Origin of the sequence: Affinundibacterium seohonense (assembly GCF_014284305.1) — a bacterium.
Classification (GTDB): domain Bacteria; phylum Pseudomonadota; class Gammaproteobacteria; order Burkholderiales; family Burkholderiaceae_D; genus Undibacterium; species Undibacterium seohonense.
In genome coordinates this window covers 1-13,297 of record NZ_JACOFW010000044.1, presented here as the reverse complement: position 1 = coordinate 13,297, position 13,297 = coordinate 1, and the positions used below count along the sequence as shown (strand labels likewise).

Sequence of the window (13,297 nt, the reverse complement as noted above, 5' to 3'; positions counted from 1 at the left end):
GCCACATTTCCAACTCCCCTTGTTGACGATCCCGATGAAATTTGAAATTCATTACAATTCGAATTTCGAATTTCTCATGTCGAATGGGGTGCCGGCAATGTTGACGCCCATCCAAAATTGACCAGGTAAACGCAGTTTTGCGCAACGAATATTGACCAGAAAAATTAACGGTTGTGTCGCATTAACGTAAGGCATCGTAGCCTTAGTGTAGACTTTAGCGTTCTAAAAATAGGGGTCGTGCCGAGATACAGGTAAAAAACATCCATAACACCAAAAGTAATATGCCACCACCGCTTCATAGTAAATTTTATATATAACTATCTGTGCCCATTCCCTCGAAAAGGTAAAAGTTTCTTCATGAAATAAAATTAAACACTGATTACTTGCAATATTTCACCAAAACAATCTGCTATTTCTTATTGATTCGTATGCATCCAGTAATAGAATGCCCTGGATATTAGAACTTTTACTTTTTCGAGGGAATGGGCGGTATCCCTATAGGGGCGAATTGAATAAACGGAAAAAATTGTACGTTAAGCGGACGACGCATCACCTTATTTTAATGCACCGCCACTGCTTACTCCCTCTTTTTGACACCTAAATGCCCTTGTAACTCCGTCAGAATCGTTTTCTGGGTTTCGACTACGGCTGTGCATTTGACCAACTCTAATTGTTGTTCATGAGCGTGTGCCTTTAACTCATTGTTTTGAACAGCGATTTCAGCCAATTGACTGCGTAATTCATCCATAGCGACATCTTTCGCTGCTGAGTCAAATTCCAACAACGGAATGCGACCCGTTGCGACCCTGAGCGACTCAATCTCACTAATATGCTGGCGCTCGGTACTTTGCAGATCGTAGATCGACTTTTGCGCCTGAGAGAGCTCAGTTATTAATCTGGCGCCATCCTGATTGAGTCCTGTAATTTCATTTTGTTTGAGCACTAGGCTTTGCTGCAAGTGGCGAATTTCGCCCTGTAGCTGCTGTACTTGATGTTCGTGGCGTCGAATATCCTGGTCGCGTTGCTCTTTTACTGACGCACGATAATGTTCTAAAGCTTCTCGTGCATGCGTGTGTTTTGCTTCCAATGATTGGCGGTGTGTATCGTTTTCAACCAGGCGCTCTTTCAGATCGGCCACCTGTTGTTCTAGCGTATGCCTGGTAATGGTTTCACGTTGCAAGGATTCTGCTGTTCTGGCGTGCGCCGCCACTTCGCTTTGAGTTCTGGCTTCGGCCACACTTAGTTTATCGCTTAGCACCTCATTGGCGGCGTTTAATGCGGCAATTGATGCATTGAGTTGCCGTTCCTTCTCTGTGCTTTGTGTTTGCACCTCACCAATCCGCGCATTGGCTTCTTCTTCCAGCTGGACGGCCAAGCGCGCCACCAGATCATGCAAGGCCTCACTGATAGATGTCTTTCGATCGGCAATCCCTCCATCTTCCATCTCTAATTCTTTGAGATATTTGTGAATGGTCGACTTGGAGCCGGTATTCCCAAGGGCGACACGAACTGCGTCGACAGAAGGATGTCGCCCCTGTGCCATTACGGCGTCGCGTGCCTTTTTCACTTCCGATTTGTATAAACCAGTTCGTGCCATATGGTCACTCCATCAAATATCGTACTGTATTACGTAATATGTAATTACATACTAAATATTGTGGAAATTCAAGTTTAATTTCCTTGAAATTGGTAGCGGATAATATAGAGTTATCCTGTGTGATGTGTGAAAAATGAGGTAAATTACTGATTTCATGTGTAATCATCAAAATCATGAGCAAGATTGATCAATACGTTCAAGCAGCCACCCGAGACCACACCCGTCAAAGCTACCAAGCTGCTGTGCGCCATTTTGAAATTGAATGGGGTGGTTTCTTGCCCGCTACGGCCGACAGTATCGCTAACTACTTGGTTGAGTACGCTGAGACACTCGCGATCAATACATTACGTCAACGTTTAGCCGCCTTGGCACAGTGGCATATTTCGCAGGGCTTTCCAGATCCAACCAAATCACCCGTCGTACGAAAGGTTTTTCGTGGCATACAAGCACTTCATCCTGCCAAAGAAAAACAGGCCAAGCCTCTGCAACTAGACCAGCTTGAACAGGTAGACCAATGGTTGGCATCAGCCATTGAGCGCGCCCGCGCTGAAAGCAGCCGTAGCGCCGAGCTACGCTATGTTCGAGACAGAGCGCTTTTACTACTTGGATTTTGGCGCGGCTTCCGAGGCGATGAACTAACACGACTGCAAGTAGAAGATGTGACGGTATCACCAAGTGAAGGTATGGTTTGCTATCTATCACAAACGAAAAGTGATAGGAGGTACCAAGGAACCAGTTTTAAAACTCCAGCCTTATCAAGGCTCTGCCCAGTCGACGCATTTATCGATTGGATTCATACCGCACAATTAACTTCTGGCCCGGTATTTCGTGCTATTGATCGATGGGGACATCTATCTGAGATCGGTTTGCACGAAGACAGTTTGATTCCTATTTTTCGTTCGGCTTTACACGCGACCGGAATCGAATCGGCTAATTTGTATAGCGGCCATTCGCTTCGACGCGGCTTCGCTACTTGGGCTACAGCGAATGGATGGGATCTAAAGACGCTAATGGAATATGTTGGCTGGAAAAATATTCAATCAGCAATGCGTTATGTCGACGTGGCTGATCAATTTTCTCAACAACGTATCGAGCAGAGTTTAAGTAAGTCTCCGCCAATGCACCGGTTAAGTAAGCCATGACTTCATTAGAACTCCACATGTCATTACCGACCATGTGGAGCAAACTTAAATGACAACTACGTTTCGATTTCTTTCGTAAAATAAGAAGGCACTAGCTTGTACAACAATGGCAACACCAATAAGGTCAGCAAGGTTGAAGAAATAATCCCGCCAATGACGACAGTCGCTAATGGTCGTTGTACTTCCGCGCCAGTACCGGTAGCTATGGCCATCGGAATAAAGCCTAAAGAAGCGACTAAAGCTGTCATCAGTACGGGACGCAATCTTGTTACCGCACCTTCACTAATTGCGGCATCTAAATCCATACCTCTATCAATGAGTGAACGAATATAGGCGATCATCACCAGACCGTTCAAGACGGCCACACCAGACAAGGCAATAAAGCCGATACCGGCTGAAATTGAAAGAGGAATATCTCGTAGCCATAAGGCGACAATGCCCCCGGTTAATGCGAAAGGCACGCCGGTAAAAACTAATAAACCATCTCGCATATTGCCAAACATGGCGAAGAGCAACATAAAGACCAGCACCAATGCAGCTGGCACAACCACTTTCAGACGATTACTCGCTGACTGTAATTGTTCAAAAGTGCCGCCCCAGGTGATCCAATAGCCTGTAGGCATATTAATTTCTTTCCGCATACTCTGCTGGGCTTCGGTCACGAATGACCCAATATCGCGCCCACGGACATTTGCGGTGACGACCACGCGGCGCTTTCCTTCCTCTCGACTGATTTGATTGGGGCTCGTTCCCATGCTGACCGCTGCCACATCGCTTAATCGCAAATAACCCGCTTTATCTGGGCTGATACCATCTTTGGGCAAGCGAATTGGCAGGCGTTTAATCGTATCCACATCATTGCGCAAATGGTCTGGCAGGCGAACCACAATATCAAAACGACGATCGCCCTGAAACATCGTACTAACTGCCTGCCCACCAATGGCGTGACTGATGACACCTTGAACATCATTAACGTTGACGCCTAAACGAGCGATTTTATCCCGGTCTATTTGAATATTGAGCATCGGCAAGCCAGTTGTTTGCTCCACCTTAACATCGGTCGCACCATCAATCTTCGCCAACACTTGAGAGATTTTTTCAGCCGACTTATTCATGGTGTCCATGTCGTCACCAAATACCTTGACCGCTACATCACTACGGACGCCGGAAATCAATTCGTTGAAGCGCATTTGAATAGGCTGCGTAAATTCGTAGTTATTTCCCGGCACTTTGGCGACAGCTTCTTGGATTGCCTCAATTAATCCGTCTTTACTTCGTTTTGGCTTAGGCCATTCATTTTCTGGCTTGAGCATGATGAATGTATCAGCCAAACTTGGCGGCATTGGATCGGTCGCAATCTCTGCTGTGCCGATTTTTGAAAATACCCGTTCAACTTCAGGGAATTTTTGAATAACACGCTCAAGATCCTGTTGCATTTGTACAGCCTGATTGAGGCCAGTACCCGGGATGCGCATCGCATGCATCGTGATGTCACCTTCGTTCAGGCTAGGGACAAATTCACTTCCCATACGAGTGAGGAGTAAGCCACTCAGGATGATCGTAGTACCTGCAATACTGAGCACCAAGGCTTTACTACGCAGTGTCCAGTCCAATAAAGATTGGTAACGCTTCTGAATACGACTAATGGCGCCGTTTTCTTTTTCAACAATGTTATTGCCAATAAATAGTGCGACGGCGGCCGGAATGAAAGTCACTGAAAGAATCATCGCTGCAATCAATGCGGCAACGACAGTGAATGCCATAGGGTGAAACATTTTGCCCTCGACGCCCGTCAATGCAAATATGGGTAAGTACACTACCATGATGATTAACTGACCGAATAGCAAAGGTCTACGGGATTCCTTTGCTGCTTCAAACACTTCGTTAAATCGTTCATGTCGCGTTAATAGCCTGCCATGGTGAAGCTGTGCATGGGCTAAACGCCGCACGCAATTTTCCACAATGACGACGGCACCATCAATGATGATCCCAAAATCTAATGCCCCAAGACTCATCAGATTTGCACTGACCTTGTTGCCGACCATACCTGTGAACGTGAACAGCATTGCTAGTGGAATTACCATCGCCGTAATAATTGCAGCACGGATGTTTCCTAGGAATAGAAACAGAATTACGATCACCAGAACGGCACCTTCAAGCAGATTCTTCTTTACTGTACTAATCGCTTTATCCACTAATATGGTTCGATCATAAACAGTGTTAACAATCACGCCTTTTGGCAATGTATGATTAATCTCTTCGATTTTTTTACTGACAGCAAGTGACACCTTCCGGCTATTCTCGCCCATTAGCATAAATACGGTACCCAGCACCACTTCACGACCATTTTCAGTAGCGGCTCCTGTGCGCAACTCCTTACCGATTTCCACATCTGCGACATCTTCAATGCGAATCGGTGTTTCGTGGATGGATTTCACGATGATCTGTTTAATATCTGCAATAGAGTTGAGTTGGCCAGGTGCACGCACCAAGTATTGTTCCCCGCGTCGCTCAATATAGCCAGCACCTATATTGGCATTATTTTTTTCGATTGCGGCAGCGACTTCCTGCCAAGTGACGTCGTAGGCAACGAGTTTTTCTGGTCTGGGAGCAACCAAGAATTCTTTGTTATACCCGCCGATCGTATTGATCTCGGTGACACCTGGGACATTACGTAATTGAGGCTTGACGATCCAATCCTGGATCTCTCGAAGCTCGGTCGACGAATAAGGTTCGCCGGAGGCATTGAGCGCACCCGGTTTAGCTTCGACCGTCCACATCACAATCTCACCAAGTCCGGTTGAAATCGGCCCCATGGCAGGCTCCACACCTGCAGGCAATTTCGATTTCGCTTCCTGCAGACGCTCATTGACCAACTGACGAGCGAAATAGATGTCGGTACCGTCCTTAAATACCACCGTCACCTGCGACAAACCATAACGGGAAAGCGAGCGCGTTTGCTGCAAAGAAGGCAGACCTGCCATCACGGTCTCTATCGGAAAGGTCACACGTTGCTCTGACTCTAAGGGTGAGTACCCTGGTAATACCGTATTAATTTGCACCTGAACATTGGTAATGTCGGGTACCGCATCGATGGGTAAGCGTTGATAATTCACGATACCTAGTGCGGCAAAACACAAGGTCACGGCCAGCACCATCCATCGGTGATCGATGGAAAAGCGAATAAGTTTCTCAAACATAATTTTTACTTTCTGAAATGAATGGAATAATTCATAAGAAGATCATTTGAATCGGAATCAGTCGTCATGACTTGCCGACGACTTACCCAACTCCGCCTTCATCAGAAAACTATTTTTTGAGACATAAGTTTCACCCGCCTGTAAGCCTTTCAGTACTTCGGTAAATTTACCATTGGTTCGCCCCAATTCCACAGGACGTACTTCAAACTGATCACCGACTTTGATAAATACACTTGAGGTTTCATTCACATTTTGAATCGCCTCGCTAGCAACAACAACCGGTGTGTTCACCGCGGCAGATTGCACAACCAGATTGACCGGTAGACCTGGGTACCACATACCTTTGGCATTGGACACCACCAAGCGTGCCATCGCACTTAGTGTCTGGTCACCGACCACTGAGCCGACGTAGCTCACTTTGCCAGTGGTATTGGATTCAAAAGCCGTTGCGCTGATCGTTGCTTTTTGTCCGACTTTAATTAGTCCCAATTCTTTCGCAGGAATCACCGCTTCAACCCACACCGTATCCAGATTGGTCACCGTAAAGATCGTGGCATCTTCTTTCAATACTTGTCCCATCGCGATATTTTTTTCTGTGATGGTGCCGTTAATGGGTGATCGAATTTCCAGACGTGTAAGTGATCCGCCCGCCGCGCTGAAAGGAGAGTTCGCTCCTAAAGCGGCTAATTTTTGCTCTGCACTTTGACATGTTATTTCGGCCTCCTGTAGGGAGTTTTGTGCCGCTAGATAGTCCTGCTCGGCAGAAATCTTCTCTTCCCATAATTTCTTTTCTCGCTCAAAACTTTTTTTCGCTAACGCAAACCGTTTTTGCGCAGCAAGCACTTCGCTACGTTGATCCGCTAAAAGCTGGCTCGAAATGACGGCTAATACTTGCCCTTGTTTGACCTTATCTCCCGCATTCACCAATACACGTTCTACCAATCCCGTCAGGCGTGGCACGACATGCACCGTGTTGTCAGCATTTAAACGAATTTCACCTAACAGTGACGTCGTGCTTTGCAATAACATCGGTCCAGCAACTTGCGTCTCTATCCCGTTGTGTTTGCGTTGCTGCTCACTCATTTGTACGCGACCTTCGATCTGTTCATAGTGAAAATCGTAGGTCTGTTGATTAAATGTCGCCTTAATTTTGACCTCAAAGGAATGCGGCTCCTCTAGTTCGTCCGCACTGGTCAAATAATCCTGCTCAGGCTTGAAGCGATACGTCTTCGCTTCCTGACCTAAGCGCTGTACCAAGATCGTGACATCGTTAGCACTTGGCGCCAACGCTTTGCCATTTTGGTAGGGATAGAGTCGAAAGACGGGTGCCGAATCCACTTCAAAAATAGTGACCTCTAAGGCATAAGTGCCTTGCGTAAATAGGCGTCCGCCATGAGGGCCTTTCTGATCTTTCGCTGGTTCCTCTCCGGCTTTTTCTGCATGCTCTCCCGCATGACTAGCTTTCTCGTGGTCTTCTTTTTTAGACGTCGGCTTATTTGAAAAAAGGATAGCGATCGCTAAAACAATGCCGACCACAAGAACGATGACCACGGCAATCGCCTGATTCCGATATTTGAGGGGTGATGATTGTGTCAGTTGAGATAAAAATTTCATGATTATTCCTAAAATGAGTCAGTCGCTGGATAAAATTCAAACGCTTGATCATTCAGCAGTCTTTGAATATCCGCTGCGGCAAGATGGGCATCGCCACAACTACGTAAATATTGTGCTTTTGCAGCCAAGAGAGAGCGCTGCGCATCGAGTACGTCTAAGAAACCGAATTTCCCAAATTCAAAGCCCTTGAGCGCAAGGTCAAAGGCATTTTGGGCATTAGGGAGAACGTCTGCTTTGCTTAGCTGTGCCTCGTCGACCGCAAATCGGAGTCGCTGCTGAGCTTGCATCAATTCATTTCGCACACGAATCTGTGTCGATTGCAGTTCGTCTTTCGCTTTATCCAGACGACTGATGCTTTCCTGCACATTGCCCTGATTACGATCAAACAGGCTAATCGGTATAGAGACGCCGATCATAGGCTGCTGTCTTCCTGTCAGTTGTTCCCGTTTGGCACCTAGGCTTAAAGTGATATCTGGAATTTGTTTGCTGCGCTCTACATCGGCCATTGCAACGCGTTTTTCCACTTCTATTTTTGCTTTGATGATCTGTGGTGATTGCATTAGTTGCTTTTCCACATCCAAGCTATCAGGCACCACAGGTAAAGTATCAAAACGTCCCACGAACTCAGTTGATGGATGGGGGCTATTGCCGATTACTGATTGCAATCGTTGACGCGCAATCATTAATTCACTCTCAGACTTAGCTAATTCAAGCTGTGCGCTCGATTGCGCCACCCGCGCCTTACTCTCTTCTAAGGGCGCCACTTTACCCACGGTGACTTGATTTTTAGCTGCACTGTAAGCGCGCTGTGTTAGCTCCAACGAAGTGAGCGCCAATCGTTGACGCTCTTGTGCAATCAGTACCTCATTAAAGCGCGTTGTAACGGTGGCCCGAATCTCGTTCAACATTATGGTGAACTCGACTTTAGCGATATTCAAACCGCTTTCGGCCACCGATAGGCGGGCACGCCTTTTGCCACCAAGTTCGATCGCTTGATTGAGTTGCCAAGTCGTATTGCGATTTTCAGTCCGGGCGTCTTCCATCATCGCAACCAGTTCGGGATTACGTAGTAGGCCTGCTTGACGTAAGCTTGCCTCGGTCGCCGCTATCTCTCGTTTGGCGGCAGCAACATCCGGATGGTATTGCTGGGCTAAACGTATCGCTTCCTGTAAGCCTAAACGGCCACCTGCAACGGTGTCGGGCAGATTGTTGGAGGATAGATTGACTGCGAGCATTTGCGTGCTCGCTTGATCTTTAATGTGGGTATTAGTCGGTAATATCTGCGCCACAAGGTATGCGGGTGAAGACGTTAGTAATACTGCCGCGAGCCACGATAACGTGGGCGGCAAAAGCAATTTTTGCATGGAACTCCCCTGAAATAATTCCTGAAACTATTCTTAAAATGAAGCGATAGGAAAAATCCGGTCGTGCGCTGTCAACTCTTGGATCTCAGTACAAAAGAAAATAATGAAGAATGACAGTGAATTGGCGCCGGATTAAACGACGCGCATCCATTTGGGACGTTCTGGCTCTGCCAAAAACGGTATGGGAAGTTGAAGTTGTGTGAGCGATCGGGAATCTTGACGTCCTAGATCATCAAATGGACATACTTGTGCATCAGCAGTCATTGAAGCGCCGTGATGACACGTCGTACAATCTGGATGCGACACAGGCTTCTTATTGCCTGTCTTATTCTTTTGATCCTCTTGATCCGCAGTGTGATGTTGGTGAGGATGATGCCCAAAATGTTGCGTGGATTTATCTGTTTCATGCTGACAGAAAGCACTTGCCGCCGTCCAATTGAGTTGGAAGGTCAACGAAAGGACTAACAGGATGATCCATTTTTTACACATGACGCGAATTATATACCTGATCTGTTTCTCTATTGGATGACAAATTTGTTATCTAGACTGCCGATTTCGCAGCAAGCTTGGGCGTGGGAGGTTTGACCAAACGTAAGCCATTAAAAATGACTAACAGGCTTGCCCCCATATCTGCAAATACCGCCATCCAAAGACTCGCAGAACCAAAGACTGCCAGTATTAAGAAAATTACTTTTATCCCCAGCGCTAAACTAATGTTTTGTTTCAGAATGCGAGAGGTACGTTGACTCAATTGAATAAACTGGGGAATCTTACGCAGATCATCATCCATTAATGCCACATCGGCCGTTTCCAATGCGGTATCCGTTCCAGCGGCACCCATTGCAAATCCAATATGGGCTTTGGCCAGTGCTGGGGCATCATTAATGCCATCGCCCACCATGCCGACGTGACCATATTGTGTTATCTCTTGCTGAATGGCCGCTAATTTATCCTCTGGCAATAAGTCACCACGCGCGTCGTCAATGCCGACCAGCTTGGCAATCGCCTTAGCCGTGAGCGTATTGTCACCAGTCAGCATCACGGTACGCACGCCCATTGCATGTAGCTCGGCAATGGCTTGTCGGCTAGTTTCTCGAACTGTATCGGCTACGGCGATCATCAGTAGCGGTGTAGTTTCATTACAGAGAATGACCACAGTTTTTCCATCCCCCTCAAAGGTGCGCAAAGTCGCTTCCAGGCTCGTGTTACAGATACCTAATTCTTCAACCAGTCGATGATTGCCTAAATAAAACCACTGATCATCCACGCGTGCTTTTACACCACGTCCCATCAAAGCTTCAAACTGAGATACTTCAGTGAGAGAAACAGTCGGAAATTGCGCTTGCCAATACCGACTAATGGCACCAGAGACAGGATGGTCTGAACGGTTGGCCAAACTTGCCGCAAGCGCTAAATGTGTGGCGGTATCCCCTTGAAGTGGCGTGACATTGGTGACACTAGGCTTACCCAACGTAATGGTTCCGGTTTTATCCAGTGCAAGCACTTTTAAATTTCGACCGTCTTCCAGATAAACCCCACCTTTAATCAAGATGCCCGCTTTAGCTGCTGCGGCCAGTCCACTCACTACGGTCACTGGTGTTGACACCACGAGTGCACAAGGGCAAGCAATCACGAGTAATACCAAGGCTTTGTAGACCCACACAGACCACAACAGCCCAAAAAAGACAGGCGGCACAATCATGACTGCCAACGCTAACAAGAAGACCACAGGTGTGTAAATTTTGGCGAATTGATCCACAAAACGTTGTGTAGGCGCGCGACTCGCCTGCGCTTCTTCAATACGCACAATAATGCGTGCCAACATCGAATCTGATTTTAAAGAAGAGACACAATACAGAAAGGAACCGCTTTGATTAATCGTCCCAGCAAATACCTGATCCCCAATATTTTTTGCGACTGGCATACTTTCTCCTGTAATGGGTGCCTGGTCAATTGCGGAAGCCCCCTCAGTCAATATGCCATCAAGCGGAACGCGCTCTCCGGGTGCGACCCGTAGAATCGCCCCAATTTGAATTTGGTCAGTTCCTACGGTGAGCCAAGTACCATCAGCCTGTTTCACCGTCGCTTGTTCGGGCGCCATCGCCATTAATCCCCGAATGGCATTGCGCGCACGGTCTAAGGATAAGGCTTCGATCATTTCTGACAGGCTAAACAAAGCCATCACCATTGCTGCCTCTGGCCATTGCCCGATGATCACGGCACCTGTGACAGCAATTGCCATCAGGGCGTTAATGTTTAAATTGAGATTGGCGAGCGCGATCCATCCTTTTTTATAGGTGCCAATGCCACTGATGAGAATGGCTAATAAAGATAGGGCAATCACAGCCCAACTTGATTCGTTACCACTCACCCAGGCAATCGATTCTGCCGCAATTGCGCTGGCAACTCCCAAACCGGCAAACCACCACGATTTATTCGAGATTGTGGGTGCATTAACTCTTTTCTGAGATTGATCCATCGCATCTATCAACTCGGTTTGCATGCCTATTTCCTGTAAAGCGCGCTGAATCGGTTTGTCATCGGCTAGTCGATGTTCGACTGTGAGTTTTCGCTCTAACAGATTAAATTTCAGTTGCGTAATACCTTCAACAGAAGTCAGTTTCTGACGAATCAAGGTTTCTTCCGTGGGGCAATCCATGTTCTCAATTCGATATACCACCGATGACGCACCGACGGCAGCGGTTGACTCCGGTGACGTTGCAGTGATCAGCGGCGTATCTCCACAAGCACAGTCGTGTTGATTGCTGGTACAGATGGATGTTTGCTCAGTTGTCGATGACATAGAAGCTCCTTAAGGCGTATAGTGCTATTAAAAACCCTGTAGTAGGTATAGGGTCAAGCATTATTTTGCGATGAGGATGAATCGAATGGAATTAAAAATTGGTGAACTCGCAAAACGATCTGGTTGTCAGGTAGAAACCATTCGTTTTTATGAGAAAGAAGGCTTACTTCCCCCAGCCATACGCTCGCAAGGAAATTATCGTTTGTATGGTGACAGCCATGCTGAACGACTTTTATTTATCCGCCACTGTCGATCATTGGATATGACCTTGCATGAAATCCGTCAGCTTTTACTTTTTAAGGATGCGCCTCAGGAAACCTGCACGGAAGTGAATCAAATTTTAGATAAACATATTGACCATGTCGCACATCGCATTCATGAATTGACTGAGTTACAAAAGCAACTGACGCATCTACGCAGCCATTGCAACAATCCTACAGCGGGTAAAGATTGCGGGATTCTGCACAATCTTGCGACCACTGAGGGATTGTCGAGTAAAAACTTAGGCAGTCATGGAGGCGGTTGTCATTGATTTTTTTGATCTTCGTTTTCCTTACTTAGTTGTCTGCGCCGCAATAACAGATAAACCGCAGGCACCACGAACATAGACAATAGTGGCGCGGTAATCATGCCGCCAACCATCGGCGCGGCAATCCGTTTCATTACCTCCGAGCCAGCACCGTCTCCTAGCATGATCGGCACCAAACCAGCGATGATGACAGCGACCGTCATTGCTTTGGGACGTACGCGCAAGACTGCGCCTTCACGAATCGCATCCAACAAGTCTATTTCGCTGGTTCTTCCTGCTGCTAACCGGTCTTCCCAAGCGTGCTTTAAGTACAGCAGCATGATTACGCCGAATTCCGCCGATACACCCGCTAAGGCAATAAAGCCAACACCACTGGCGACCGAAAGATTATGCCCGAGCGCCCATAGCAACCAGATACCGCCCGCCAAAGCAAATGGCAAGGTCGCCATGATCAGCCCCGCTTCATCGACACGCTTGAAGGTCATGTACAACAGGACAAAGATAATCAGCAAGGTCGCTGGTACCACGACTTTCAGTTTGGCGGTTGCTCGTTCCAGATATTCAAACTGGCCGGACCACGCGATCGAATAGCCAGGTGGAAGTTTCACTTCCCTGGCAACGACTGCCTGCATTTCATGTACTGCTGAGCTGAGGTCACGGTCACGGATATCGACATACACCCATCCTGACAAGCGTGCATTCTCACTCTTGAGCATGGGTGGCCCATCATTGATGCGAATTTCTGCAACATCCCCCAGCCGAATTTGAGCCCCACGCTCAGTCAGCACCGGCAGTTGCCGGAGCTTTTCGACTGAGTCACGTACTTCTCGCGGATAACGTACATTGATCGGAAACCGTTGCAAGCCCTCGATGGTTTCGCCGATATTGTCCCCGCCAATCGCTGCGGACACGATGCTTTGTACATCGGTTCTGTCGCAATAGCGAAGCCAATGCGGAATCATGGCAGACAGCCTCCGCCCTTACTTAAACAGAGCGGATTTTTCCTGCCAAAGCATAAAATTGGTCGGCAAAAGACAGATCTTCTCCT

At 47.3% G+C, this 13,297-nt stretch carries 8 protein-coding genes and 1 pseudogene; 2 read left to right on the top strand and 7 right to left on the bottom strand.

The window, feature by feature from the left end:
• Positions 1-577: 577 nt before the first annotated feature.
• Entirely contained in the window at positions 578-1,597 is a 1,020-nt protein-coding gene (locus H8K52_RS20095) for a DNA-binding protein (protein WP_186924701.1), read from the bottom strand.
• Between the two features lie 173 nt (positions 1,598-1,770).
• Here H8K52_RS20095 and H8K52_RS20090 point away from each other — a divergent pair, with 173 nt between their 5' ends.
• A complete protein-coding gene (locus H8K52_RS20090) occupies positions 1,771-2,739 on the top strand; it encodes a site-specific integrase (protein ID WP_186924700.1) in 969 nt (322 codons plus the stop codon).
• Between the two features lie 56 nt (positions 2,740-2,795).
• Here H8K52_RS20090 and H8K52_RS20085 read toward each other — a convergent pair whose 3' ends face one another.
• The 5 genes from H8K52_RS20085 to H8K52_RS20065 form a co-directional block, all read right to left on the bottom strand.
• Positions 2,796-5,939: an efflux RND transporter permease subunit gene (locus H8K52_RS20085; RefSeq protein WP_186924699.1), complete on the bottom strand. Its 3,144-nt coding sequence runs from the start codon at positions 5,937-5,939 to the stop codon at positions 2,796-2,798.
• 57 nt (positions 5,940-5,996) lie between these two features.
• A complete protein-coding gene (locus tag H8K52_RS20080) occupies positions 5,997-7,553 on the bottom strand; it encodes an efflux RND transporter periplasmic adaptor subunit (protein WP_186924698.1) in 1,557 nt (518 codons plus the stop codon).
• An 8-nt stretch (positions 7,554-7,561) separates the two neighbouring features.
• On the bottom strand, positions 7,562-8,917 hold the full coding sequence (locus tag H8K52_RS20075; RefSeq protein ID WP_186924697.1) for a TolC family protein: 1,356 nt from the start codon (positions 8,915-8,917) through the stop codon (positions 7,562-7,564).
• Between the two features lie 132 nt (positions 8,918-9,049).
• A complete protein-coding gene (locus H8K52_RS20070) occupies positions 9,050-9,406 on the bottom strand; it encodes a hypothetical protein (RefSeq protein WP_186924696.1) in 357 nt (118 codons plus the stop codon).
• A gap of 52 nt (positions 9,407-9,458) precedes the next feature.
• Entirely contained in the window at positions 9,459-11,720 is a 2,262-nt protein-coding gene (locus H8K52_RS20065; RefSeq protein WP_222613862.1) for a heavy metal translocating P-type ATPase, read from the bottom strand.
• A 76-nt stretch (positions 11,721-11,796) separates the two neighbouring features.
• On the opposite strand from H8K52_RS20065, the gene cadR reads away from it, so the two are divergent.
• The gene (cadR, locus tag H8K52_RS20060) at positions 11,797-12,252 is read left to right on the top strand and encodes a Cd(II)/Pb(II)-responsive transcriptional regulator (protein ID WP_425507562.1); all 456 of its coding nucleotides are present in this window, start codon (positions 11,797-11,799) and stop codon (positions 12,250-12,252) included.
• On the opposite strand, the pseudogene H8K52_RS20055 reads toward cadR, so the two are convergent.
• Positions 12,246-13,175, bottom strand: a pseudogene (locus H8K52_RS20055) (efflux RND transporter permease subunit); the annotation flags it as partial. The gene cadR and the pseudogene H8K52_RS20055 sit on opposite strands and share 7 nt — an antisense overlap.
• Positions 13,176-13,297: the final 122 nt, after the last annotated feature.